Source organism: Enterobacter sp. Li2LvB3, from assembly GCF_056156645.1.
In genome coordinates this window covers 25,585-51,779 of record NZ_JBSICG010000027.1, presented here as the reverse complement: position 1 = coordinate 51,779, position 26,195 = coordinate 25,585, and the positions used below count along the sequence as shown (strand labels likewise).

The following is a 26,195-nucleotide window of genomic DNA, read 5'->3' as shown; positions in this document are numbered from 1 at the left end:
CTCTAGTATTGAATGCAATGCTTTCAATCTAACTTGCCCGCCGCTTAGTGTAAACCGCCTTTTACACTCTCTCCGGGGTTTGCAGAGACAGGCCAAAAAACACGTTTGTGTAACACATTAAAAACTCTACACTTAACCTAAAAATGAACCAGGAAAATAGATATGGCACACTCCCATTCACACGCTTGGGCCGATGACAACGCCAAACGGCTGGCGCTGGCTTTCGGGGTTACTGCAACCTTTATGGTCATCGAGGTCATCGGTGGGGTGGTTTCAGGCTCTCTGGCGCTGCTGGCAGACGCCGGGCATATGCTTACCGACGCCGCCGCCCTGCTGTTTGCACTGCTGGCGGTACAGTTTGCACGCCGGCGGCCAAATGCCCGTCATACGTTTGGCTGGCTCAGACTCACGACCCTTGCAGCCTTTGTTAACGCCATTGCACTGGTTGTTATTACCATTCTTATCGTCTGGGAGGCGTTCCAGCGTTTCAGACACCCGCAGCCTGTAGCCGGTGCAACCATGATGGTTATTGCCATTGCCGGGCTCCTTGCCAATATCCTGGCATTCTGGATCTTGCATCGCGGTAGCGGCGAAAAGAATATGAACGTGCGGGCTGCGGCCCTTCATGTGCTGGGGGATTTGCTCGGTTCGGTAGGGGCTGTTGTGGCTGCGCTGGTTATCCTCTATACAGGCTGGACGCCTATTGACCCGATCCTGTCGGTGCTGGTTTCGTGCCTTGTTTTGCGCAGCGCCTGGCGGCTTTTGAAGGAGAGCGTCAATGAGTTACTGGAGGGAGCTCCCACTTCGCTGGACATCCCGGCTCTCAAGCGCAACCTGTGCCGCTCGATCCCTGAGGTGCGAAACGTGCATCATGTTCATGTCTGGCTGGTCGGTGAAAAACCAATTATGACGTTGCACGTCCAGGTGATACCACCTCACGATCATGATGCGCTACTTGAACGCATTCAGCATTTCCTGGAACACCACTACGAGATTGCTCACGCAACCATTCAGATGGAATATCAGCCCTGTAATGGCCCGGACTGCCATCTTAACGAGATGCAGTCCGGCCATTCACATCATCACCAGCATTAACTGGATAGCGCGTGTGAGCCACGTTCACGCGCGCTGTTTATCCACATGCGGCTACCGTTCAGCGCAATGAAGGTCAACAGCAGATATTCCAGCGACATAGCGTAAACACCTTGCAGGGCAAAAATTACCACGCTAATGACGTTAATGATGACCCATAGCAGCCAGTTTTCGACGTACTTACGGGTCATGAGGATCATTGCCGCAATCGACAGCACCATCATGCAGGAATCCCAGAACGGGAAGGCATCAGGCTGGAGCTCTGGCAGGGTGACATTCAACCCAAGCGCAGACATTATTGACACCGCAATGCGCGTCAGGAAAGCGAACACCGGGTTGATAAACACAGTCATAAAGCCGATGGCGACAACGCAGGCCGCAAACCAGGCGATTGCCTTGGGCAGCGGCAACCAGCGGATTTGGAGTTCTGCTTCCTGCTGGCTGTTCTGACGCGACCAGGCATACCAGCCATAAATATTCGCGGCAAAGAAGAACAGCTGTAATAGCAGGCTGGCATAGAGTTGGATCTGGAAGAAAATAATCGCAAACAACGTGACGTTGATAAGCCCAAACGCGTAGTTGCTGATCTTCTCCAGACTGGCTAGCCAGATGCAAAGCAGGCCAGCCAGAGTGCCTATAGCTTCAATCCATGACAGGTCGTAGCCACCCGCACCAATCGGTATATGAACCAGAATGTTTTGCGTGCTAAAAAAATCCATCTTTTCCCCTGGGCGTTTTGAATTAAGTACGTAGTGTAGCCGCAAAATCCAGCATTCGGTTAAGCGGAATTAACGCGCCTTCACGCAACGCAGCATCAACATGAACTTCATGGGCTGCACCTCCCGTTTCTAACCCTTCCGCAATGGCTTTCAGGCCGTTCATGGCCATCCACGGACAATGGGCACAGCTACGGCATGTTGCGCCCTCTCCTGCGGTCGGTGCTTCCAGCAGCTCTTTTTCCGGCACGGCCTGTTGCATCTTATAGAAGATGCCGCGATCGGTGGCCACAATAAGCTGCTTGTGCGGCAGCGTTTTCGCAGCATTAATCAGCTGACTGGTTGACCCAACGGCATCTGCCATATCAACAATCGACTGTGGTGATTCCGGGTGAACGAGAATAGCCGCCTGCGGGTATAACCCTTTCATGCGTGCCAGCGCTTGCGTTTTGAATTCATCATGCACAATACATGCCCCCTGCCAGCAGAGAACATCGGCACCGGTTTGCTTTTGAACATAGTTCCCAAGATGACGATCGGGTGCCCAGATAATTTTTTCACCCAGGCTATCGAGATGTTCAATCAACTCTACCGCAATGCTGGAGGTCACGACCCAGTCTGCACGTGCTTTGACCGCGGCAGAGGTATTGGCGTAGACCACGACAGTACGGTCAGGATGCGCATCGCAGAACGCGGAGAATTCCTCGATAGGGCAACCGAGATCGAGTGAACATTCGGCGTTCAACGTCGGCATCAGGATAGTTTTTTCCGGGCTTAAGATCTTTGCCGTTTCCCCCATAAAACGCACGCCCGCTACCAGTAACGTGGAAGCCGGATGTTTTGCGCCGAAACGCGCCATCTCCAGGGAATCGGAGATACAACCGCCGGTCTCTTCCGCCAGTTGCTGAATTTCAGGGTCGGTGTAGTAATGCGCCACCATCACAGCATCGCGCTCTTTGAGAAGTCGCTTGATTTTCTCACGGTAAAACTGTTTTTCATCCAGGGTTAGCGGGACGGGTTTTGGCGGGAAAGGATAGATCGCGGCTTCTGGATCGAACATCACACTCATTTTGGCTTCTCGTTTTACTGGCTTAACAATATTGCCTTTCTTTTGCATGACATAGCAAAACGGGTGGCAATTGTGTTTTGTATACTAAACAAGATAGCGAATTTGAGCTTAAAAGTCACCGGAATTAGGTGCGCGCAGCATTTGTCGGGTGGCGGCTTTGCCTAACCCGACCCACAAGGTCGAAACATATCGGAATAACAGATAGCAAAAAAGCGCCTTTAGGGCGCTTTTTTACATTGGTGGGTCGTGCAGGATGACTCGCTTCGCTCGCCCTTCGGGTCGTCGCCGTAAACGGCTCCGCTGCCTCACGTTGTTCGGCTCGAACCTGCGGCAGGTTCGAATCGTTCAAATCGCAGATAGCAAAAAAGCGCCTTTAGGGCGCTTTTTTACATTGGTGGGTCGTGCAGGATTCGAACCTGCGACCAATTGATTAAAAGTCAACTGCTCTACCAACTGAGCTAACGACCCCTTGCGGGATGTACTTCAAATTTATTCAGGCTGGTGGGTCGTGCAGGATTCGAACCTGCGACCAATTGATTAAAAGTCAACTGCTCTACCAACTGAGCTAACGACCCATCTGGGTATTGCCTGAATTATCACTCGGAACCAATAAGAATTGGTGGGTCGTGCAGGATTCGAACCTGCGACCAATTGATTAAAAGTCAACTGCTCTACCAACTGAGCTAACGACCCGAGTGGTGGGTGATGACGGGCTCGAACCGCCGACCCCCTCCGTGTAAAGGAGATGCTCTACCAACTGAGCTAATCACCCACTCTGTATTACCGGTACTGCTTTAATTGGTGGGTCGTGCAGGATGACTCGGCTTTGCCTCGCCCTACGGGCCGTTGCTTACGCAACGTTATCCTTCACGCTGAATTACTACTATCCACCAGATTAGTGGTGGGTCGTGCAGGATTCGAACCTGCGACCAATTGATTAAAAGTCAACTGCTCTACCAACTGAGCTAACGACCCACTTTTGCGCTGCTTTCACGTTGTTTGATATCCCGTGGCAACGGCGGCATATATTACTGATTTAAGAATTCTGCGCAACAAAAATTTCGATGAAGATCACTTAACTGCTTAGTAATCATGCTGCACGACCAGAAATAAGGCGATTTCTGGTCATGCGGTAATCATCCCATCGAACTCAGACGTTTTTGCGCCTGTTTGGCACCTTCGGTACCCGGGAACTTCGTCACAACCTGTTGGTAGACTGCTTTTGCCTTTGCGGTATCACCTTTGTCCTGCATGATCACGCCGACCTTGAACATCGCATCAGGTGCTTTAGGTGATTTTGGGTAATTTTTCACCACGGAGGCAAAATAAAACGCCGCATCATCCTTCTTACCCTTGTTGTAATTCAACTGACCAAGCCAGTAATTCGCGTTTGGCTGGTAAGTAGAATCAGGGTACTTCTTGACGAAGTTTTGAAACGCAACGATTGCATCTTCCTGACGAGATTTGTCCTGTACCAGTGCAATGGCCGCGTTGTAATCCGTATTCGCGTCACCGCTCTGTACAGGCGCACCTGTCGAGGCTGAAGCATCTGCTGCCGGAGCCGGTGTTGCCGCAGCACCACCACTCTGATCGCCCGCTGCTGGCTGTGCAGCTGCACCACCGTTACTAAGGCTATCGATTTGCAACATGATCTGCTTCTGACGATCCATAACCTGATTAAGCTGATACTGACTTTCCTGGATCTGCCCACGCAAAGAATCAATATCGGTTTGGTTATCGGAAAGTTGCTGCTGGAGTTGGGTTAAAAGCTGACTATGAGCATTAGAAATACGCTCGAGTTGAGTGACACGGTCTTCAACCGAGCCTGAGCCGACACTACTGATTGGTGCCTGAGCAAAAGCGGCCCAGGGGGCCGCTATTCCAACCAGTAACGACAGACTCAACAGATGATGTCTGAAGTTACTGTTCATGCAATTCTCTTAGTAAACCAGTACGGCACGACGGTTTTTGGAGTAAGCCGCTTCGTCATGACCCAGTACTGCTGGTTTTTCTTTACCGTAAGAAACGATGGAGATCTGGTCAGCAGAAACGCCTTTACCTTGCAGGTACATTTTAACAGCGTTAGCACGACGCTCACCCAGGGAGATGTTGTACTCTGGAGTACCACGTTCGTCCGCGTGACCTTCTACGGTGACTTTGTAAGATGGGTTGCTACGCAGGAAGTTAGCGTGAGCATCCAGCATCGCAGCGAAGTCAGAACGGATGTCGTACTTATCCAGATCGAAGTAAACGATGTTGTTCTGCTGCAGCTGCTGCATCTGAAGACGCGCTTGCTCTTCAGAAGACATGTTGCCATTGCCGTTCGCGTCCATACCGGTGCCGGCACCCATCATGCCTTCGCCGCTCTGGTCATTGCTTGCGTTCTTGTTAGAAGAACACGCTGCGATTGCCATTACAGGCAGAGCGATCATCAGCCCCTTCAGCACTTTGTTCAGTTGCATTTCTATGATTCCTTTAGTAATCAATTAATTATTATTTACAGATACGGCGACCAGGCAGGTGATTTTACCTGTCCATCAGTAGCCGGAATACGCGCTTTGAAACGCCCATCTGTAGAAACCAGATTCAGCACAGATCCCATCCCCTGAGAAGAGCTGTAGATTACCATAGTGCCGTTAGGTGCCAGACTTGGCGTTTCATCCAGGAACGTTGACGACAGAACTTGAACGCCACCCGCTACCAGATCTTGTTTGGCAATGTGTTGCTGCCCACCGTTGGAGCTGACCATTACCATAAACTTACCGTCGCTGCTCACGTCTGCGTTCTGGTTTTGTGTACCTTCCCAGGAAATACGCTGCGGAGCACCGCCGTTGACATTCACTTTATAGATTTGTGGACGGCCTGCCTGGTCGGAAGTAAACGCCAGGTTCTGGCTATCCGGGAACCAGGTCGGCTCAGTGTTGTTGCTACGACCATCCGTCACCTGGCGGATCTGACCAGAACCAATGTCCATCACGTACAGGTTCAGGCTACCGGTTTTAGACAGGGCAAATGCCAGTTTAGAACCATCCGGTGAGAATGAAGGCGCACCGTTGTGACGCGGGAAGGACGCAACCTGGCGTACAGCAGCGTTAGACAGCGTCTGAATAACCAGTGCAGAACGACCGCTTTCAAAGGTAACATAAGCCAGTTTAGAACCGTCTGGTGACCATGCCGGAGACATCAGCGGCTGTGAAGAACGGTGAACAGTGAACTGGTTGTAACCATCGTAATCGGACACGCGAAGCTCATACGGGAACTGACCACCGTTGGTCTGTACCACATAAGCGATACGAGTACGGAAAGCGCCTTTAATCGTGGTCAGCTTTTCGAACACTTCGTCACTCGCCGTGTGGCCAGCATAACGCAGATATTGCTTGGTCACTTTGTAAGAGTTCTGAGCCAGAACGGTACCTGGCGCACCGCCGGTATCCACCAGCTGATAAGCCACGTTATAGCTGCCGTCCGGGCCAGGAGTAACCTGGCCTACAACAACCGCATCAATACCCAGCGCAGACCATGCTGCAGGTTGAACTTCCTGCGCAGTACCAGGCTGCTGAGGCAGACGAGAACGATCTAACGGGTTGAATTTACCGCTGTTACGCAGGTCAGCCGCAACGATGCCACCAATATCTTCTGGTGCAGCGCCAGGACCGGCCCACTGGAACGGAACAACACCGATTGGGCGTGCCGAGTCCACCCCCTGGGTGATCTCGATACGTACTTCTGCGTGCAGCACAGCTGCCCACAGCATTAAGAAACTAAATGCTACACGTAATGCCTGCTTCATCATATCTCCCTTATCTGGGTAACCTTACCCGCGATAATTTAGCAGAATGTTAACAAACTCAAATAGACAAAACTACCAGAACCCTGTGACTAAACCTGGTCTATTTTTCCCCGTTTGCACGGGGAAAATGTAACTTAAGGTTTGAAGTCCAGTGGTGCATTTTTAAACGTTTCATACACAGCCTGAGATGGCGGTTTAGGGAACTTGGTCATTCTGCTGGTCGCAGACAGCATCTGCTGACAGAACGCATCGTCCCCACCTTCCGATTTCACACTAAGTATCGAGCCGTCTGAACCAATGTTTACACGCAAAGTACAGGTTTTGCCTTTGTAGGTATCCCAGTCATACAGGTGACCACGAATGGCTGCCTGAACCTGTGATATGTACGAAGCAATCTCTGCCTGAGATGCACCACCCTGCCCCGGCTTACTTCCTTTAGCAGGAGATGAACCACCTGCGCTACCACTGGTTGTGCCTTTCGGCGCATTCTTACCAGAACTCAGGTCGCCCAGCAGGTCATCCACTCCCGAGGCAGCAGCGGCTTTTTCCGCAGCAGCCTTTTTAGCAGCAGCTTTTTCAGCCGCAGCGGCTTTCTTATCAGCAGCAGCTTTTTCAGCGGCAGCAGCTTTATCGGCAGCAGCCTTTTCAGCGGCGGCGGCTTTCTTGGCCGCAGCAGCGGCAGCAGCCTTCTCAGCAGCAGCGGCTTTTTCCGCAGCGGCTTTCTCAGCGGCAGCCGCTTTCTTAGCAGCGTCGGCGGCAGCCTTCTTCTCAGCTTCCTGAGCGGCTTTTTTCGCTGCATCTGCTTCAGCTTTCTTCTGGGCATCTGCTGCGGCTTTCTTCGCAGCTTCTGCTTCAGCTTTCTTCTGAGCATCGGCAGCCGCTTTCTTCGCTGCTTCCTCAGCCTGTTTCTGGGCATCCGCTGCGGCTTTCTTCGCGGCTTCTGCGGCCAGTTTTGCCTGTGCGTCAGCCTGAGCTTTGGCGTCAGCAGCCGCTTTTGCTGCGGCTTCTTCGGCTTGTTTCTGCTGTTCCTGCGCTTTTTTAGCGGCGGCTTCAGCCTGTTTCTGCTGTTCCGCTTGCTCTTTCGCTGCTTCCTGCGCCTGCAAACGTTCTTTCTCGAGCTGCTTCAAACGCTCCTGCTCTGCGGCCTGCTTTTCACGCAGTTCCTCAGCTTGCTGTTGCGCCTGTTTATCACGCTGCTCTTCAGCACGTTTTGCACTCGCCTGCTGTTGTTGCTGGCGATTATAGTTTTGTACTACCGCACCAGGATCCACCATGACGGCGTCGATGGAAGACCCCCCACCACCGCCAGCTGATGCATCTATATGCTCGTCGAACGAACTCCAGATCAGTGCCGCAAAAAGAATAACGTGCAGCACTGCGGAGATAATTATCGCTCGCTTAAGCTTATCGTTTTGTTCGGTTGCCTTTGACACTATCGGTTCCCAAAAACTCGTATCCCACTGCTAGCAGGTGATCAAATAGGCTGCGTCATTAAGCCAACAGACTTAACGCCCGCGCTATGGAGCAAGTTCAGCGCTTTTATAATTTCATCGTAAGGCACATCTTTTGCGCCACCGATTAAAAAGACCGTCTTCGGATTTGACTCCAGGCGGCGCTGCGCTTCAGCAATCACCTGCTCTGGCGGTAACTGATCCATACGATCTTTTTCTACCACCACGCTGTATTGCCCTACGCCGGAAACCTCAATGATAACCGGAGGATCGTCATTGGTGCTTACCGCCTGTGATTCTGTCGCATCCGGCAGATCCACTTCCACGCTCTGGGTGATTATCGGCGCTGTTGCCATAAAGATAAGCAGCAGCACTAACAGTACGTCCAGCAGCGGAACGATATTGATTTCGGACTTGAGCTCGCGACGACCTCGTCCACGCGATCTGGCCATGGTTTACCCCTTGTTACTCTCGGTGCTGGTAAACGCCTGACGGTGCAGAATCGCGGTGAACTCTTCCATAAAGTTGTCGTAGTTCAGTTCCAGTTTGTTCACACGCTGATTCAGACGGTTATACGCCATAACCGCCGGGATAGCGGCGAACAGACCGATAGCGGTCGCGATCAGTGCTTCTGCAATACCCGGAGCAACCATCTGCAATGTCGCCTGCTTCACCGCACCCAGGGCGATAAAGGCGTGCATAATCCCCCACACCGTACCAAACAGGCCGATATACGGGCTGATGGAACCTACTGTGCCAAGGAACGGAATATGCGTTTCAAGGGTTTCCAGTTCACGGTTCATGGAAATGCGCATCGCACGGGACGCACCTTCAACAACCGCTTCCGGTGCATGGCTATTAGCACGATGCAAACGGGCAAATTCTTTGAAACCGCTGTAAAAAATTTGTTCGGAGCCTGCGAGGTTATCCCGACGCCCCTGGCTTTCCTGATACAAACGGGAAAGTTCGATACCAGACCAGAACTTGTCTTCAAACGCTTCAGCCTCGCGGCTAGCGGCATTGAGGATACGCGTTCTCTGGATGATGATGGCCCAGGATGCGATTGAAAAACCAATCAAAATCAACATGATAAGTTTAACCAGAAGGCTTGCCTTCAGGAACAAATCAAGGATATTCATGTCAGTCACTGCTTAAACTCCGCGACAATAGACTTAGGAAGCGCACGAGGCTTCATGATGAGTGGATCAACACAGACAATCAGTACTTCAGCTTCGTTCAGTACCGTGTTCTCTGCATTGAGGATCCGTTGCGTGAACACCAGTGAGGTTCCGCGCATTGATGTTATTTCTGTTTGGACTTCGAGCATATCGTCGAGTCTGGCAGGCGCAAAATACTCAAGCGTCATCTTGCGTACCACAAAGGCAACTCGCTCAGCCAACAGCACTTGTTGGCTAAAGTGATGATGGCGCAGCATCTCTGTGCGTGCCCGTTCATAAAAAGCAACGTAGCTGGCGTGGTATACCACACCACCGGCATCGGTATCTTCGTAGTAGACACGAACCGGCCATCGAAACAGCGTTGTATTCACTTTACATCCCGGTAATGCAACAAAAGTTAACTCTTTTAAACTTCGCTACTATACGCGCGGGAAAGGTGGTTTGGAATGGGAGAAAGTAAACGGAGAGTAAATTTTTATGGGCTCGGGTAAGCCCATATGATTAACGGACATTTCTTATTCAGAAGAAGAAGAAAATCAGCCCAGCGAGAAGCACCAGATCGGCAATCAGCGGGCAGAAAATACCCTGCCAGTGAATGGCTTTCGGACGAAAGCCAACGCCGTGAATAACACCTGCGCACACGGCCCACATGATGAACAAACCGTGCCAAATCTCAAGCTCGCTGGTCTTCGCTGCAAAACGCGAAGGGTCCCAGAAAATACAACCTGCCAGCAGTAATGCCATCACTAAAGAAAGCGCCCTTAACGGGCGCTTATCCATTACCGCGTAAAGCATCGCGATAATGTTCATTAGTGTTTTTCGTCACCCGCTTTGGACGCTTCAACGTGCTCAAGCGCCAGGGCAGTAATGATGCCAAATGCACAGGCAAGAAGCGTCCCCAAAATCCATGCGAAATACCACATATTCAGCTCCTTACTTAGTACAGGGAATGAGTGTTGCGTTCAATGTCTTCTTTCGTGATACGACCGAACATTTTCCAGTAACACCAGGTGGTGTAGAGCAGGATAATCGGTACGAACACACACGCAACATACGTCATCAGGTTCAGTGTCAGCTGGCTAGATGTTGCATCCCACATGGTCAGACTTGCGTTCATCATGGTGCTGGACGGCATAACGAATGGGAACATCGCGATACCCGCCGTCAGAATAATGCACGCCAGCGTCAGCGAAGAGAACACAAACGCCAGGGCGCCTTTTTCCAGACGGGACGTCAGTACAGTCAGCAACGGCAACAGAACACCCAGAGCCGGGATAACCCACAGCACAGGCATATTGTTGAAGTTAGTCATCCAGGCACCAGCCTGACGCACAACTTCTTTCGTCAGCGGGTTAGACGGCGCAGCATGGTTCATCGCAGAGGTCACCACGTAGCCATCAATACCGTACACCACCCAGACACCGGCCAGTGCGAAGCAGACAAGCGTCACCAGAGCGGCCAACTGAGCAGTTGCACGTGAACGCAGATGCAGTTCACCTACCGTACGCATTTGCAGGTAAGTCGCGCCCTGAGTAATGATCATCGCCACACTCACCACGCCCGCCAGCAGACCAAACGGATTCAGCAGCTGGAAGAAGTTACCGGTGTAGTAAAGACGCATGTACTCATCAATGTGGAACGGAACACCCTGCAACAGGTTACCGAACGCCACACCAATCACCAGCGGTGGAACAAAGCTACCAATGAAGATGCCCCAGTCCCACATGTTGCGCCAGCGGGTGTCTTCAATCTTGGAACGGTAGTCGAAACCCACCGGACGGAAGAATAAAGACGCCAGCACCAAAATCATCGCCACATAGAAGCCGGAGAACGCAGCCGCGTAGACCATCGGCCAGGCAGCGAACAGCGCGCCGCCAGCGGTGATGAGCCACACCTGGTTACCGTCCCAGTGCGGGGCAATGGAGTTGATCATAATTCGACGCTCGGTGTCATTACGACCGAGGAAACGGGTGAGCATCCCCACCCCCATGTCGAAACCGTCGGTGACAGCAAAGCCAATCAGCAAAATACCAACCAGCAGCCACCAGATAAAACGCAATACTTCATAATCGATCATTTGATGACTCCTGTCTTAGCGTGCCGGCTGAGTAGTCGCAGCAGACTGCTCGTAGTGATAGCGACCGGTTTTCAGGCTGCTTGGGCCAAGGCGCGCGAACTTGAACATCAGGAACAGTTCAGCCACCAGGAACAGGGTATACAGACCACAAATCAGCAGCATGGAGAAGATCAGATCGCCCGCTGTCAGGGAGGAGTTCGCTACCGCCGTTGGCAGCACCTCACCTATCGCCCATGGCTGACGGCCATATTCCGCCACAAACCAACCGGATTCGATAGCAATCCACGGCAGTGGGATACCGTACATCGCGGTACGCAGCAGCCATTTTTTCTGACCGACACGGTTACGAATAACAGACCAGAAGGACGCCGCGATGATAAGCAGCATGATGATGCCGCAGCCCACCATGATACGGAACGCAAAGTACAGCGGCGCAACGCGCGGAATGGAGTCTTTAGTGGCCTGCTGGATTTGCGCTTCCGTCGCGTCAGAGACGTTCGGGGTATAGCGTTTGAGCAGCAGCCCATAACCCAGGTCTTTCTTCACGCTGTTGAACTGATCGCGTATAGCCTGATCGGTAGAACCAGCACGCAGCTGTTCCAGCAGTGAGTAAGCTTTCATACCATTACGGATACGGCCTTCATGCTGCACCATCAGATCTTTCAGGCCAGTAACCTGTTTGTCGACGGAGCGGGTTGCGATGATGCCCAGCGCGTAAGGGATTTGAATCGAGAAGTGGTTTTGCTGCGCATCCTGATCCGGGATACCGAACAGGGTAAAGGCAGCCGGAGCCGGTTGGGTTTCCCACTCAGCTTCGATGGCTGCCAGTTTGGTTTTCTGCACGTCACCCATTTCGTAACCGGATTCATCACCCAGTACGATAACGGAGAGGATTGCAGCCATACCGAAGCTAGCAGCGATAGCAAAGGAGCGCTTAGCGAAAGCAAAGTCACGACCGCGCAGCATATAGTAGGAGCTGATACCCAGAACGAACATCGCGCCACAAACGTAGCCAGATGCCACGGTGTGAACGAATTTAACCTGGGCTACCGGGTTCAGGACCAGCTCGGCAAAGCTGACCATCTCCATACGCATGGTTTCGAAGTTGAAATCAGATGCGATTGGGTTTTGCATCCAGCCGTTCGCCACCAGGATCCACAGTGCGGACAGGTTGGAACCCAATGCCACAAGCCAGGTTACCGCCATATGCTGGACTTTGCCCAGACGGTCCCAACCGAAGAAGAACAGACCTACAAAGGTGGATTCGAGGAAGAAGGCCATCAGACCTTCAATGGCCAGCGGCGCACCGAAGATATCCCCGACGTAGTGGGAATAATATGACCAGTTAGTCCCGAACTGGAACTCCATGGTCAAACCGGTTGCCACGCCCAGTGCAAAGTTGATACCAAACAACTTGCCCCAGAACTTGGTCATATCTTTATAAATCTGTTTGCCGGAGAGGACGTAGACCGTTTCCATGATGGCCAGCAGGAACGCCATACCGAGCGTCAGTGGCACAAACAGGAAGTGGTACATCGCGGTCAAGGCAAACTGTAAGCGCGACAGTTCGACTATATCTAACATCATGACTCCTTGCTCATCGCATGAAGACTCCGAGAGTGAACCCCATAAGAGAGATCCACACGCATGCCCCAATACAAAGTTATCTGCTTCCCTTCTTCAGTGCTTATTCTCTACGGGAGGAAAAAGCAGTGATGAAAAGTTGCAAATACGTTAATAAAAAAACCAAATTGATCCCGTAAATATAATACGCTGCAAAACCCTTACAATAAACAGGTTTTTATTGAATCACATTTACGTTTTACGACGGTGATCAACTTATAGCAAAACTACCACTTTTCAGCCATTTTGATCTGGCACAATTTAGCGCTTTTTGGTGTCTTTTTCCAAACATTAAACATTGATTTAAATCAAAATTAAGGCTTTATGTTAATTGTGTACCGCTGCGGTAAACAGAGTAAAAACCATGTTAAATATATGTATACGTAAATACATCTGAAGTTATCGAATGGGATAATTAATATAAACAGAGGTGATTTTGATTAACTATAGTGGCGCAGGCATGTGGATGCAGGCAGGACATTAATTCTAGTTGGTCTTACGTATTTTTCCACTCGCTTTCTTTAACGCAAATAAATAACAAATATTTTACCTTTACAAGTCCGTAAATTAACACCAGTTTGTGACTATTTCATGACATGCCGCGCGTAATAAAAAAGGCCGCTTTTCAGCGGCCAACCATGTCGAAACGGACATTTTTATTTCAAAGCTCCCAGTCCTGGGAGCAGAGAGGACTTACTTAATGATGGATTTCAGTGCTTCGCCGATATCGGCCAGGCTGCGCACAGTTCTCACACCAGCAGCTTCCAGTGCAGCGAATTTCTCATCCGCTGTACCTTTACCGCCCGCGATGATTGCGCCTGCGTGGCCCATACGTTTGCCTTTCGGCGCAGTTACGCCTGCGATGTAACCCACAACAGGCTTGGTCACGTGATCTTTGATGTACGCAGCGGCTTCTTCTTCTGCGCTACCGCCGATTTCACCGATCATCACGATCGCTTCAGTCTGCGGGTCTTCCTGGAACAGCTTCAGGATGTCGATGAAGTTAGAGCCAGGGATCGGGTCACCACCGATGCCCACACAGGTGGACTGGCCGAAACCGTAGTCAGTGGTCTGCTTAACCGCTTCATAGGTCAGGGTACCAGAGCGGGAAACGATACCCACTTTGCCCGGTTTGTGAATGTGGCCTGGCATGATGCCGATTTTGCACTCGCCCGGGGTGATAACACCTGGGCAGTTCGGGCCGATCATACGCACGCCAGCTTCATCCAGCTTCACTTTCACAGTCAGCATGTCCAGGGTCGGGATGCCTTCGGTGATAGTGATGATCAGTTTGATGCCTGCGTCGATCGCTTCCAGGATGGAATCTTTGCAGAATGCCGCCGGAACGTAGATAACGGTCGCGGTTGCACCCGTCGCTTCTACTGCTTCGCGTACGGTGTTGAACACTGGCAGACCCAGGTGAGTTGTACCGCCTTTACCTGGCGTTACACCGCCAACCATCTGCGTACCGTAGGCAATCGCCTGCTCGGAGTGGAAAGTCCCCTGGCTACCGGTGAAGCCCTGGCAGATAACCTTGGTATCTTTATTAATTAAAACTGACATTATTTCCCCTCCACTGCGGCAACAACCTGCTGAGCTGCATCCGTCAGACTTTTCGCTGCAATAATATTCAGGCCGCTGTCAGCCAATTTTTTCGCGCCGAGTTCAGCGTTGTTACCTTCCAGACGCACAACAACCGGGACGTTAACGCCCACTTCTGCCACCGCGCCGATGATACCGTCAGCGATCAGGTCGCAACGTACGATACCGCCGAAGATGTTAACCAGAACGGCTTTCACATTGTCGTCAGAGAGAATGATTTTGAACGCTTCGGTTACGCGCTCTTTGGTTGCGCCACCGCCTACGTCGAGGAAGTTCGCTGGCTCACCACCGTGCAGCTTAACGATGTCCATGGTGCCCATTGCCAGGCCCGCACCGTTAACCATGCAGCCGATGTTGCCATCAAGTGCAACGTAGTTCAGTTCCCACTGTGCAGCCTGAGCTTCACGCGGGTCTTCCTGAGACTGGTCGCGCATTTCGCGCAGATCCGGCTGGCGGAACAGTGCATTGCCGTCAGCGCCCAGTTTACCGTCGAGGCAGATCAGATCGCCCTGCGTGGTGATAACCAGCGGGTTGATTTCGATCAGAGCCAGATCGCGCTCCAGGAAGATAGTCGCCAGCCCCATGAAGATCTTGGTGAACTGTTGAACCAGTTTCCCTTCCAGACCCAGTTTGAACGCTAGCTCACGACCCTGGTAAGGCATTGGGCCTGCCAGCGGATCAATGGCCACTTTGTGGATCAGATGAGGGGTTTCTTCTGCCACTTTTTCGATTTCCACGCCGCCTTCAGTAGACGCCATGAACACCACGCGACGGGAGCTACGGTCTACAACTGCGCCGAGGTACAGTTCTTTTGCGATATCGGTCGCCGCTTCTACCAGGATCTGGTTAACAGGCTGGCCGTTCGCATCTGTTTGATAAGTTACCAGGCGCTTGCCGAGCCAATGTTCAGCAAAAGCACGGATCTCTTCTTTGCTCTTAACAACCTTCACACCGCCCGCTTTACCACGGCCACCAGCGTGAACCTGACATTTAACTACCCAAGGGCCGGAACCGATTTTAGATGCGGCTTCTTCTGCTTCACGCGGGGTAGTACAGGCATAACCCACCGGAGCCGGTAAGCCATACCGGGCAAACAGCTGTTTGGCCTGATATTCATGTAAGTTCATGTGTTCTATCCATCCTTCAGGTAATCGTTAGGTATTGCTTTTGTAGGCCCGGCAAGCTCAGCACCGCCGGGCAAGACTGCTAAAACTAGACGTCGAGCAGCAGACGCGTTGGATCTTCCAGCAGCTCTTTAATGGCTACCAGGAAGCCTACGGACTCGCGGCCATCGATCAGACGGTGATCGTAAGAGAGCGCCAGGTACATCATTGGCAGGATCTCAACTTTACCGTCTACCGCCATCGGACGATCTTTGATGGCGTGCATTCCGAGGATCGCACTCTGCGGTGGGTTGATGATTGGCGTGGACATCAGTGACCCGAATACGCCGCCGTTGGTAATAGTGAAGTTACCGCCGGTCAGGTCGTCTACGGTCAGCTTGCCGTCGCGGCCTTTCACTGCCAGCTCTTTAATATTTTTCTCGATGTCAGCCATACCCAGAGTATCCACATCACGCAGAACTGGGGTTACCAGACCACGTGGAGTAGAAACCGCCATGCTGACGTCGAAATAGTTGTGGTAAACCACATCATCGCCATCGATAGATGCGTTCACTTCCGGGTAGCGTTTCAGCGCTTCAACAACCGCTTTCACGTAGAAGGACATAAAGCCCAGACGGATACCGTGACGTTTTTCAAACGCGTCACCGTACTGCTTACGCAGGTCCATGATTGGCTTCATGTTCACTTCGTTGAAGGTGGTCAGCATCGCGGTGGAGTTTTTCGCTTCCAGCAGACGCTCAGCAACACGCTTACGCAGACGGGTCATCGGTACACGTTTTTCGCTGCGCGCGCCCAGAGCAGGCTGTGCCGCTGGTGCTGCCGCAGGGGCTTTGGCTTCTGCTTTGGCAGGTGCTTTCGCCAGGTGTTTCTCAATGTCTTCGCGCGTCAGACGACCACCCACACCGGTGCCTTTAATGGCAGCCGCGTCCAGGTTGTGCTCTGCCAGCAGGCGACGGATCGCCGGGCTGAGCGCGTCGTTGCTCTGCTCTTCCAGGGAGGCCTGCTGGCGCTGCGCTGGGGTAGAGGCTTTCTCTTCAGATTTCGCGCTGGACTCTTTGCCCGCACTGTTGCCTTCACGCAGGCGACCCAGAATCTGACGAGAGGTTACGGTCGTGCCTTCATCTTCCAGCACTGCATCCAGAACACCATCCGCCGAAGCCGGTACTTCCAGTACCACTTTGTCAGTTTCGATTTCTACCAGCACTTCATCGCGCTTAACGGCATCGCCCGGTTTTTTGTGCCAGGTGGCGACGGTCGCATCTGCTACAGACTCAGGCAGGTCGGGAACAAGAATATCTACGCTACTCATTATGTATCCTTTAATTAATCGACGTTCAGCGCGTCATTGACCAGATCTTGTTGCTGCTTCTGGTGAACGGACATATACCCTACCGCCGGAGAGGCGGAGGCCGGGCGACCTGCGTAACGCAGGGCAGACCCAAATGGAATCACTTCACGGAAATGATGCTGGCTGCAGTACCATGCGCCCTGGTTAAGCGGCTCTTCCTGGCACCAGACAAAATCATGAACGTGAGCATATTGTTTCAGCACTTCCTGCATCGCCTGATGCGGGAATGGATAAAGCTGTTCGATACGCACGATGGCGACATCTTTCTGATTGTTCTTGCGGCGCTGTTCCAGCAGGTCGTAATAAACCTTACCAGAACACATTACGACACGCTTCACGGCTTTCGGATCCAGCTCGTCAATCTCGCCGATGGCTGGCATAAAGGTGCCGTTAGCCAGTTCATCCAGGCTGGATACTGCCAGCGGATGACGAAGCAGCGATTTCGGAGACATCACCACCAGCGGACGACGCATCCCGCGCAGCGCCTGACGACGCAGCATGTGGTAAACCTGAGCCGGGGTAGACGGCACGCACACCTGCATGTTCTGTTCAGCACAGAGTTGCAGATAACGTTCCAGACGCGCGGAGGAGTGCTCCGGCCCCTGCCCTTCATAACCGTGCGGCAGCAGCATCACCAGGCCACACATACGGCCCCACTTCTGCTCGCCGGAGGAGATAAACTGGTCGATAACCACCTGCGCACCGTTGGCGAAGTCACCGAACTGCGCTTCCCAGATGGTCAGGGTGCGTGGTTCTGCGGTGGCATAGCCATATTCAAATGCCAGCACCGCTTCTTCAGACAGTACCGAGTCCCAGACCTTGAACTGGCCCTGGCCGTTATGTACGTGCTGCAACGGGGTATAGGTAGAACCGTTGGTCTGGTTATGCACCACGGCATGACGGTGGAAGAAGGTGCCACGGCCCGCATCTTCACCGGACAGACGAACAGGGATACCCTCGTCAACCAGCGTTGCATAAGCCAGGTTTTCAGCGCCACCCCAGTCGAACAGCTTCTCACCTGCCGCCATAGACTGACGGTCGGAATAGATTTTCTGCACACGAGACTGCATCTCAATAGCTTCTGGCACAGTGCTGATACGTTTTGCCAGCTCTTGCAGACGCTTCATCTCAACCTTGTTCGGGTAGCTCTCATCCCACTCGTGGTTGAGGTATGGCGACCAGGTAAAGGAGTGCATGTTCATTGGGCGCAGCTCTTTCACTACGCATTCACCCGCATCCAGCGCGTCGCGGTAGAGGTTGACCATTTCGGTCGCATCTTCCAGCGAGGACAATTTTTCCGCTTCCAGCTTGTCAGCATAGATTTTGCGCGGCGTTGGGTGTTTTTTGATTTTCTGGTACATCAACGGCTGGGTTGCACTTGGCTCATCAGCTTCGTTGTGGCCATGACGGCGGTAACAGAACAGGTCGATGAACACATCGCGTTTGAACGTGTTACGGAAGTCCAGCGCCAGGCGGGTCACGAAAGCAACGGCTTCCGGGTCATCTGCGTTAACGTGGAAGATAGGTGCCTGTACCATTTTGCCGATGTCGGTGCAGTACGGGGTAGAACGCGCATCCAGTGGGTTAGACGTGGTGAAGCCCACCTGGTTGTTAATAACGATGCGAACCGTACCGCCCACTTCGTAACCACGCGCTTTGGACATGTTCAGGGTTTCCTGAACCACGCCCTGCCCGGTTACGGCTGCGTCACCGTGAATGGTGATTGGCAGAACTTTGTTGCTGCTTGGCTCGTCCAGACGATCCAGGCGTGCACGCACGGAACCGATAACCACCGGGCTGACGATCTCCAGGTGCGACGGGTTAAACGCCAGCGCCAGGTGAACCAGGCCACCCTGGGTTTCAATATCAGACGAGAAGCCCATGTGGTACTTCACGTCACCGGTACCGAGATGTTCTTTATGTTTGCCCGCGAATTCGTCGAACAGATCCTGCGGCTTTTTACCCAGCACGTTGATCAGTACGTTCAGACGACCACGGTGCGCCATGCCCAGTACCACTTCACGGGTACCGCTGTTGCCTGCGTGGCGAATCAGCTCTTTGAGCATTGGCACTAATGCATCGCCGCCTTCCAGCGAGAAGCGTTTTGCGCCCGGGAATTTCGCGCCCAGATAGCGCTCAAGGCCTTCTGCTGCGGTCAGTTCACTCAGGAAGCGTTTTTTCTCTTCAACAGAGAAGGTCGCATGGCCTGCCACAGATTCAATACGCTGCTGGATCCAGCGTTTTTCTTCTGTAGAGGTAATGTGCATGTATTCCGCGCCGATGGAGCCGCAATAGGTTTGCTTGAGCGCATCAATCAGTTCGCCCAGCTTCATCGTGTCTTTGCCGATAGCAAAAGAACCTACGTTATAGCTTTCCTGGAAATCAGCCTCGGTCAGATCGTGATATGCCGGATCAAGATCCGCTACACGGTCTTGCTGCCACAGTCCCAGCGGATCGAGATTCGCGTGCTGGTGACCACGGAAGCGGTAAGCGTTGATAAGTTGCAGGACTTTAACCTGCTTCGCATTGGTGTCAGGGTCGGAAATCGCAGAAGAGTAACGTGAGGCATCCTTCGCCAGACGGCGGAAATAATCACGTGTTTTGGAGTGGAATTGATCCGGTTTGACTCCCGTGCCAGGCAACTCCTGGAACATGGAACGCCAGTTTGCGTCCACTGAGTCAGGATCGGTTAAGAAGTCTTCATAGAGCTGTTCGATCCAGCTCTGGTTCGCACCAGAAAGGAAAGAAGAGTCCAGCCAGGCTTTCATTGCGCCGTTCTGCATCGTGATCCCTTAAGCATTTTTATGCTTACTTTCGCCGTAGAAACTACCACGCACACCACGTGTACGTGCCGGGGTTCACCTGCGAGCTCTTTTCATTTGGCCCGCGAAGGAACCTTTAGAAACTGTCTTAAGGGTTTCCCCTCACCCCGACCCTCTCCCACAGGGAGAGGGGGAAGGTCGTCGGCAGTTTTTAAAGATTTCCTGCAATCTATTCCCTCTCCCACAGGGAGAGGGTTAGGGTGAGGGGAACAGCGCTCCCCTCTCACTACTTATGCACTGCGCTGCAACAACATCGACTTAATATGGCCGATGGCGCGCGTTGGGTTCAGCCCCTTAGGACAAACACTGACGCAGTTCATGATGCTATGGCAGCGGAATACGCTGAAAGCGTCACTCAGTCCTTCCAGACGGCTATCGGTTTCGGTATCGCGGCTATCGATCAGGAAGCGATAGGCAGCCAGCAGACCCGCCGGGCCGATAAATTTGTCCGGGTTCCACCAGAACGATGGGCAAGACGTCGAACAACATGCACAGAGAATACACTCGTACAACCCATCGAGTTTTTCACGCTGCTCAGGAGACTGTAAGTGCTCACGAGCGGGTGGATTTTGCCCATTATTCAATAAGTAAGGCTTAATCTTCTCATATTGTGCATAGAATTGCCCCATGTCCACCACCAAATCACGCACAACCGGCAGGCCTGGCAGAGGACGGATAACAATTTTCTGACCCGGGCGCTGCAACGCAGAAATTGGTGTGATGCAGGCCAGACCATTTTTGCCGTTCATGTTCACGCCATCAGAGCCACACACCCCTTCACGGCACGAACGACGGAACGACAGTGTCGGATCTTTTTCTTTAAGCTGCATTAAGGCATCCAGCAGCATCATGTCGCGACCTTCTTCCGCTTCCAGGGTGTAATCCTGCATATGCGGAGCATCGTCTACATCCGGGTTATAACGATAAACTGAGAATTCGAGTTTCATTGTCCTGTCTCCGCATTAATAAGTACGAATCTTCGGCGGGAACGCCGGACGCAGTTTCGGTTCCATATTGACGCTACGACGCGTCATGGACTCCGACTCTGGCAGATACAGGGAATGGCACAGCCAGTTTTCGTCATCACGATCCGGGAAGTCGAAGCGGCTATGTGCACCACGGCTCTCGGTACGGAAGTTTGCTGACACCGCAGTGGCGTAAGCGGTTTCCATCAGGTTATCCAGCTCCAGACACTCAACGCGCTGGGTATTGAACTCGCTGGAGGTGTCGTCCAGACGGGCATTTTTCAGACGCTCGCGGATCGCTTTCAGCTGCTCAAGCCCTTTCGCCATCGCATCACCTTCACGGAATACCGAGAAGTTGTGCTGCATACATTCCTGAAGCGCTTTACGGATTTCAACCGGATCTTCACCGTTACGGTTACCGTTCCAGCGGTTCAGACGTTCGAGAGAGGCATCGATTTCAGCGTCGGTCGCGTCAAGCAGGTCGCCCTGTTCAGCAATCGACTCTTGCAGATGCAGACCCACCGCACGGCCAAATACCACCAGGTCGAGCAGTGAGTTACCGCCCAGACGGTTGGCACCGTGTACGGATACGCAGGCAATTTCACCTACCGCGAACAGGCCAGGGATAACCACATCTTCGCCCTGCTCGTTCACGGTCAGTGCCTGACCGGTAACTTTGGTCGGAATACCGCCCATCATGTAGTGACAGGTTGGGATAACCGGAATCGGTTCTTTTACCGGGTCAACGTGGGCGAAGGTACGGGACAGCTCCAGGATGCCCGGCAGACGGGATTCCAGAACTTCTTTACCCAGGTGATCCAGTTTCAGCTTGGCGTGAGGACCCCATGGGCCGTCACAGCCGCGGCCTTCACGGATTTCGATCATGATGGAACGTGCCACCACGTCACGACCCGCCAGGTCTTTCGCATTCGGGGCATAACGCTCCATGAAGCGCTCGCCGTGCTTGTTCAGCAGATAACCACCTTCACCACGGCAGCCTTCTGTCACCAGAACGCCCGCACCGGCGATACCGGTTGGGTGGAACTGCCACATTTCCATATCCTGCACCGGCACACCAGCGCGGATAGCCATGCCAACGCCGTCACCGGTGTTGATATGGGCGTTAGTGGTGGACTGATAAATACGGCCTGCGCCGCCGGTCGCCAGCACGGTTGCGCGGGCTTTGAAGTAAACCACTTCACCGGTTTCGATACACAGCGCGGTACAACCGACAACTGCGCCATCGGCGTTTTTCACCAGATCCAGCGCGTACCACTCGGAGAAGATAGTGGTGTGGTTTTTCAGGTTCTGCTGATACAGAGTGTGCAGCAGTGCGTGACCAGTACGGTCAGCCGCCGCCGCAGTACGTGCCGCCTGCTCACCGCCGAAGTTTTTCGACTGGCCGCCAAACGGACGCTGATAGATGGTGCCATTTTCCAGACGGGAGAACGGCAGCCCCATATGATCCAGTTCCAGAATCGCTTCCGGGCCGGTCTTACACATATATTCGATGGCATCCTGGTCACCGATGTAATCGGAACCTTTTACCGTATCGTACATGTGCCATTCCCAGTTATCTTCATGGGTATTACCGAGCGCAACGGTGATACCACCCTGCGCAGATACGGTATGGGAACGGGTCGGGAAGACTTTAGAGAGCAGCGCACAGGTCTGGCCGCTCTGGGAAATTTGCAGCGCTGCGCGCATACCTGCGCCACCAGCACCAATCACAACAGCATCAAATTCTCTGACTGGCAGTTTCATTACACACCCCACACCACAACGAATCCATAAATGACGTAAACCACCAGAGCAACGACGATAGCCAGTTGCAGAGGAAGGCGAATAGCCAGTGGTTTAACGTAATCGGTCAACACCTGCCACATGCCAATCCAGGCATGAATAAGGATGGAGAACAGGGCCAGCAGGGTGAACACTTTGGTGAAGGCAGATCCGAAGAACCCGCTCCAGATTTCCCACGTCAGCGTGCCGCTGGTCGCGAAGAAACCAATCATATAGATGATGTAAAGGGTGAGAACGATGGCGGTAGCACGAACCAGAATGAAGTCATGTACGCCGTTGCGTCCTAATGCGGAGGCGTTGCTTACCATACGAGAACTCCTGCGAGAAGTGAAAGCACGACAGTAATCACAAACGAAATGTTAGCGGAGCGTTTCCCGGCTTCGAAGGTTTCTTCCAGATAGCCAAAGTCCATCAGCAGATGGCGAACACCCACTACAACGTGGTATGCCAGCGCAGTCAGAATGCCCCACATGATAAATTTCACGAAGAAGCTGTTCATAATGGCAGAGGCCTGAAGGAATCCTTCAGGAGATGAGAGGCTGGTTCCCAGCAACCACAGCAGAATACCGACCGCCACAAACGTAATCACACCAGAAACACGGTGCAAAATGGACGCTATTGCTGTTACAGGGAATCGGATCGTTTTGAGATCCAGATTGACAGGTCTTTGTTTTTTCACATTTCTTATCATGAATAACGCCCACATGCTGTTCTTATTGTTTCCTTCCTCCGGACTGCGATGCGGGTCAAGCAGCGTTCCTTTTCTATAACTGCGCGTCATGCAAAACATTGCTTCCAAATGCTAAAACGACACGTTACAACGCTGGGTGGCTCGGGATTGCAGGGTGTTCCGGAGACCTGGCGGCAGTATAGGCCGTTCACAAAATCATTACAATTAACCTACATACAGTTTGTCGGGTTTTCTCTGGAACAGTGATCAGGGTCACGATAACAACATCTTTTTAAATTTTAATCATCTGATTTGACAAATGTTAAACAATATTGTTACAAACGTCATCAGAAAAGGCATATAATGCGCAAAAGTTATGAGGTCTCTCTTTCACCTGACAAATAGTTATGTAACAGTGTGATGGTATTGACCGAAGTTATCAGGACAGTTATTAGTGATATACAGGTTTGAATAATTCGGACTGCAAAAACGCTGATTTGCTGTGTTTTCACTGATATTTCATCCGTTTACCTGCAAGGCGCCATAGCTCTGTACCCTGGTTTCTCCTCGTGAGCTGAGCGGTAAGCCAAATAACAATCTGGTAACGGTGATTAACAGCTGAATGCAAATCCGGTGAACAGCAGTCTTAAGCATAAGGCGCTAAGGAGACCGTAAATGGCTGATACAAAGGCAAAACTCACCCTGGGTGGTGACAATGCTATTGAACTGGATGTGCTAAAAGGCACGCTCGGTCAGGATGTTATTGATATCCGTACGCTGGGTTCTAAAGGTGTTTTCACCTTCGACCCTGGATTTACCTCTACCGCATCTTGCGAATCCAAAATCACCTTCATTGACGGTGACGAAGGTATCCTGCTTCACCGCGGTTTCCCCATCGATCAGTTAGCCACCGAATCCAACTATCTGGAAGTGTGCTACATCCTGCTGAACGGCGAAAAACCGACGCAGGCTCAATACGATGAATTCAAAACCACCGTTACCCGCCACACCATGATCCATGAGCAGATCACCCGTCTGTTCCATGCGTTCCGTCGTGACTCTCACCCGATGGCGGTGATGTGCGGTATTACCGGTGCGCTGGCGGCGTTCTACCACGATTCCCTGGACGTGAATAACCCACGTCACCGTGATATCGCGGCGTTCCGTCTGCTGTCCAAAATGCCAACCATGGCAGCGATGTGTTACAAATATTCTATCGGTCAGCCGTTCGTTTACCCGCGCAACGACCTCTCTTATGCCGGTAACTTCCTGCGTATGATGTTCTCCACACCGTGCGAAGAGTACGAAGTGAACCCAGTGCTGGAACGTGCCATGGACCGTATTCTGATCCTGCACGCAGACCACGAGCAGAACGCCTCTACTTCAACCGTGCGTACCGCTGGCTCTTCAGGCGCGAATCCGTTCGCCTGTATCGCTGCGGGCATTGCCTCCCTGTGGGGACCGGCGCACGGCGGCGCGAACGAAGCAGCACTGAAGATGCTGGAAGAGATCAGCTCCGTTGAACACATTCCTGAATTCGTGCGTCGCGCGAAAGACAAGAATGACTCCTTCCGTCTGATGGGCTTCGGTCACCGTGTTTACAAAAACTATGACCCACGCGCAACCGTAATGCGTGAAACCTGTCACGAAGTGCTGAAAGAGCTGGGCACCAAAGATGATCTGCTGGAAGTGGCGATGGAGCTGGAACACATCGCGCTGAACGACCCGTACTTCATCGAGAAGAAACTCTACCCGAACGTAGACTTCTACTCTGGTATCATCCTGAAAGCGATGGGTATTCCGTCTTCCATGTTCACCGTGATCTTCGCCATGGCACGTACCGTGGGCTGGATTGCGCACTGGAACGAAATGCACAGCGAAGGCATGAAAATCGCCCGTCCTCGCCAGCTGTATACCGGCTACGAGCAACGTGATTTTAAGTCTGATATTAAGCGCTAATGTGAATAGGGTGCGGCCTGATGCCCTCACCCTAACCCTCTCCCACGTGGAGAGGGAACAAACATTAAAAACGGTAACCTCTGGGTTACCGTTTTGCTTTTTTACATCTGGCACCCAGGACACCAGTAAAACGGTCTTGAAGAGAGCGTTGTCTTCTCAATCACCCCGCCACACCGCTCGCAGGGTTCACCATCGCGATGAAACACCTTAAAGCGGAACAGCGCCCCGTGGTGCTTGTTGTCATCCACCATGCCACGCGTGTTGTAAGACAGGCGCGGAATATCCAGCAGCGCATGGGATAACGCATCGAGTTGTGCATCATTCAGCTGCGACGCTTTATGTTGTGCTGCCAACCCTACCACCCACAGAATTTCTACGCGAAGGTAATTGCCTAAACCTGCCAGAAACGCCTGATCGAGCAACAGCCCCGAAAACTGCCGGTTGCGGAAGGTGGGCGATAACAACCGGGCTTTAACATCGCGCGCCGTCAGCCGCATATCCAGCACATCCGGCCCGACACGCTGCAGGAACGGGTGAGTGAGCAGTTGCTCCGGTGTTAACATTTCGATATCCGAGGCGCTATACAGCAGGATGGTTTTATCGGCCGTTTGTAATTTAACGCGCAACACGCGGGTGGTTTGCAATGACTCACCCGTATTAACAACCCGCCAGACACCGTAAAGCTGGTTATGGCTATATAACGTCAGGTTATGGGAAAAGTGCGTCAGCAGTGCTTTGCCCCGCGTTTCGATATGGGTCACCGTTTGCCCCAGCAGCTGTGCTTCAAACGGCTTAAGTTGAGGGAAAGCAAACCAGACATTCGTCAGGGGTTTGCCTTTTATCGCCGCCTCCAGGCTATCCGCCGCGCGGCGGATCTCCGGGCCTTCTGGCATCTTTCAGTCCTTA

24 protein-coding genes, 5 tRNA genes and 1 other RNA gene are annotated in these 26,195 nt (G+C 52.5%); 2 read left to right on the top strand and 28 right to left on the bottom strand.

Going from position 1 to position 26,195, the window contains the following annotated elements; genetic code table 11:
- Positions 1 to 162: 162 nt before the first annotated feature.
- A complete protein-coding gene (gene zitB, locus ACS603_RS19620; RefSeq protein ID WP_182060068.1) occupies positions 163 to 1,095 on the top strand; it encodes a CDF family zinc transporter ZitB in 933 nt (310 codons plus the stop codon).
- On the opposite strand, the gene pnuC is transcribed toward zitB, so the two are convergent.
- The 27 genes from pnuC to sdhC all read right to left on the bottom strand — a co-directional run bounded on the left by pnuC (position 1,092) and on the right by sdhC (position 23,366).
- Complete coding sequence (pnuC, locus tag ACS603_RS19615; protein WP_182060067.1) at positions 1,092 to 1,811, bottom strand: nicotinamide riboside transporter PnuC; 720 nt, start codon at positions 1,809 to 1,811, stop codon at positions 1,092 to 1,094. The genes zitB and pnuC overlap by 4 nt on opposite strands.
- Before the next feature lie 22 nt (positions 1,812 to 1,833).
- The gene (gene nadA, locus ACS603_RS19610; protein WP_446492441.1) at positions 1,834 to 2,877 is read right to left on the bottom strand and encodes a quinolinate synthase NadA; all 1,044 of its coding nucleotides are present in this window, start codon (positions 2,875 to 2,877) and stop codon (positions 1,834 to 1,836) included.
- Between the two features lie 237 nt (positions 2,878 to 3,114).
- Positions 3,115 to 3,240: non-coding RNA, RtT sRNA (locus ACS603_RS19605), on the bottom strand.
- A 29-nt stretch (positions 3,241 to 3,269) separates the two neighbouring features.
- Positions 3,270 to 3,345 (bottom strand) — tRNA-Lys (locus ACS603_RS19600).
- Positions 3,346 to 3,376: 31 nt separating this feature from the next.
- Positions 3,377 to 3,452, bottom strand: a tRNA-Lys gene (locus tag ACS603_RS19595).
- 42 nt (positions 3,453 to 3,494) lie between these two features.
- A tRNA-Lys gene (locus ACS603_RS19590) sits at positions 3,495 to 3,570 on the bottom strand.
- Between the two features lie 3 nt (positions 3,571 to 3,573).
- Positions 3,574 to 3,649: transfer RNA gene (locus tag ACS603_RS19585), tRNA-Val, on the bottom strand.
- Positions 3,650 to 3,776: 127 nt separating this feature from the next.
- Positions 3,777 to 3,852: transfer RNA gene (locus ACS603_RS19580), tRNA-Lys, on the bottom strand.
- A gap of 161 nt (positions 3,853 to 4,013) precedes the next feature.
- Positions 4,014 to 4,808, bottom strand: a complete 795-nt coding sequence (gene cpoB / locus ACS603_RS19575; protein WP_182060065.1) for a cell division protein CpoB — start codon at positions 4,806 to 4,808, stop codon at positions 4,014 to 4,016.
- A gap of 9 nt (positions 4,809 to 4,817) precedes the next feature.
- Positions 4,818 to 5,339 carry a peptidoglycan-associated lipoprotein Pal gene (gene pal / locus ACS603_RS19570; protein ID WP_003858578.1) on the bottom strand — a complete coding sequence of 174 codons (522 nt, stop codon included), beginning with the start codon at positions 5,337 to 5,339 and terminating at the stop codon, positions 4,818 to 4,820.
- 35 nt (positions 5,340 to 5,374) lie between these two features.
- Positions 5,375 to 6,667 (bottom strand): Tol-Pal system beta propeller repeat protein TolB, encoded by a 1,293-nt coding sequence (gene tolB / locus ACS603_RS19565; protein ID WP_474944755.1) that lies wholly within the window; start codon positions 6,665 to 6,667, stop codon positions 5,375 to 5,377.
- Positions 6,668 to 6,801: 134 nt separating this feature from the next.
- Entirely contained in the window at positions 6,802 to 8,100 is a 1,299-nt protein-coding gene (tolA, locus tag ACS603_RS19560) for a cell envelope integrity protein TolA (protein WP_182060063.1), read from the bottom strand.
- Positions 8,101 to 8,141: 41 nt separating this feature from the next.
- Complete coding sequence (gene tolR, locus ACS603_RS19555) at positions 8,142 to 8,570, bottom strand: colicin uptake protein TolR (RefSeq protein WP_003858589.1); 429 nt, start codon at positions 8,568 to 8,570, stop codon at positions 8,142 to 8,144.
- Between the two features lie 3 nt (positions 8,571 to 8,573).
- Positions 8,574 to 9,266, bottom strand: coding sequence for a Tol-Pal system protein TolQ (gene tolQ / locus ACS603_RS19550; protein WP_182060062.1), 693 nt, complete (start codon positions 9,264 to 9,266; stop codon positions 8,574 to 8,576).
- Positions 9,263 to 9,667, bottom strand: a complete 405-nt coding sequence (gene ybgC, locus ACS603_RS19545; protein WP_014069388.1) for a tol-pal system-associated acyl-CoA thioesterase — start codon at positions 9,665 to 9,667, stop codon at positions 9,263 to 9,265. Before ybgC ends, tolQ begins: the two co-directional genes overlap by 4 nt.
- Before the next feature lie 148 nt (positions 9,668 to 9,815).
- Positions 9,816 to 10,106, bottom strand: coding sequence for a cyd operon protein YbgE (ybgE, locus tag ACS603_RS19540; RefSeq protein ID WP_182060061.1), 291 nt, complete (start codon positions 10,104 to 10,106; stop codon positions 9,816 to 9,818).
- Positions 10,106 to 10,219: a cytochrome bd-I oxidase subunit CydX gene (gene cydX, locus ACS603_RS19535; RefSeq protein WP_182060060.1), complete on the bottom strand. Its 114-nt coding sequence runs from the start codon at positions 10,217 to 10,219 to the stop codon at positions 10,106 to 10,108. The genes ybgE and cydX overlap by 1 nt, the downstream gene beginning before the upstream one ends.
- Before the next feature lie 14 nt (positions 10,220 to 10,233).
- Complete coding sequence (gene cydB, locus ACS603_RS19530) at positions 10,234 to 11,373, bottom strand: cytochrome d ubiquinol oxidase subunit II (protein WP_014069385.1); 1,140 nt, start codon at positions 11,371 to 11,373, stop codon at positions 10,234 to 10,236.
- Positions 11,374 to 11,388: 15 nt separating this feature from the next.
- Positions 11,389 to 12,957 carry a cytochrome ubiquinol oxidase subunit I gene (gene cydA / locus ACS603_RS19525; protein WP_182063537.1) on the bottom strand — a complete coding sequence of 523 codons (1,569 nt, stop codon included), beginning with the start codon at positions 12,955 to 12,957 and terminating at the stop codon, positions 11,389 to 11,391.
- A 732-nt stretch (positions 12,958 to 13,689) separates the two neighbouring features.
- Positions 13,690 to 14,559 carry a succinate--CoA ligase subunit alpha gene (sucD, locus tag ACS603_RS19520; RefSeq protein ID WP_182060059.1) on the bottom strand — a complete coding sequence of 290 codons (870 nt, stop codon included), beginning with the start codon at positions 14,557 to 14,559 and terminating at the stop codon, positions 13,690 to 13,692.
- A complete protein-coding gene (gene sucC / locus ACS603_RS19515) occupies positions 14,559 to 15,725 on the bottom strand; it encodes an ADP-forming succinate--CoA ligase subunit beta (protein WP_014069379.1) in 1,167 nt (388 codons plus the stop codon). Before sucC ends, sucD begins: the two co-directional genes overlap by 1 nt.
- Positions 15,726 to 15,810: 85 nt before the next feature.
- The gene (odhB, locus tag ACS603_RS19510) at positions 15,811 to 17,031 is read right to left on the bottom strand and encodes a 2-oxoglutarate dehydrogenase complex dihydrolipoyllysine-residue succinyltransferase (protein ID WP_182060058.1); all 1,221 of its coding nucleotides are present in this window, start codon (positions 17,029 to 17,031) and stop codon (positions 15,811 to 15,813) included.
- A gap of 14 nt (positions 17,032 to 17,045) precedes the next feature.
- A complete protein-coding gene (gene sucA / locus ACS603_RS19505) occupies positions 17,046 to 19,853 on the bottom strand; it encodes a 2-oxoglutarate dehydrogenase E1 component (RefSeq protein ID WP_182060057.1) in 2,808 nt (935 codons plus the stop codon).
- Positions 19,854 to 20,122: 269 nt separating this feature from the next.
- Positions 20,123 to 20,839 (bottom strand): succinate dehydrogenase iron-sulfur subunit SdhB, encoded by a 717-nt coding sequence (sdhB, locus tag ACS603_RS19500; protein WP_182060056.1) that lies wholly within the window; start codon positions 20,837 to 20,839, stop codon positions 20,123 to 20,125.
- Between the two features lie 15 nt (positions 20,840 to 20,854).
- Entirely contained in the window at positions 20,855 to 22,621 is a 1,767-nt protein-coding gene (sdhA, locus tag ACS603_RS19495; protein WP_014069375.1) for a succinate dehydrogenase flavoprotein subunit, read from the bottom strand.
- Positions 22,621 to 22,968 carry a succinate dehydrogenase membrane anchor subunit gene (gene sdhD / locus ACS603_RS19490; protein ID WP_008501088.1) on the bottom strand — a complete coding sequence of 116 codons (348 nt, stop codon included), beginning with the start codon at positions 22,966 to 22,968 and terminating at the stop codon, positions 22,621 to 22,623. The genes sdhA and sdhD overlap by 1 nt, the downstream gene beginning before the upstream one ends.
- On the bottom strand, positions 22,962 to 23,366 hold the full coding sequence (sdhC, locus tag ACS603_RS19485; protein ID WP_182060055.1) for a succinate dehydrogenase cytochrome b556 subunit: 405 nt from the start codon (positions 23,364 to 23,366) through the stop codon (positions 22,962 to 22,964). Before sdhC ends, sdhD begins: the two co-directional genes overlap by 7 nt.
- A gap of 639 nt (positions 23,367 to 24,005) precedes the next feature.
- Between sdhC and ACS603_RS19480 the strand changes: the two genes are divergently transcribed.
- Positions 24,006 to 25,289 carry a citrate synthase gene (locus ACS603_RS19480; RefSeq protein ID WP_182060054.1) on the top strand — a complete coding sequence of 428 codons (1,284 nt, stop codon included), beginning with the start codon at positions 24,006 to 24,008 and terminating at the stop codon, positions 25,287 to 25,289.
- Positions 25,290 to 25,390: 101 nt separating this feature from the next.
- Here ACS603_RS19480 and nei read toward each other — a convergent pair whose 3' ends face one another.
- Entirely contained in the window at positions 25,391 to 26,182 is a 792-nt protein-coding gene (gene nei / locus ACS603_RS19475; protein ID WP_474944747.1) for an endonuclease VIII, read from the bottom strand.
- Positions 26,183 to 26,195 lie beyond the last annotated feature (13 nt).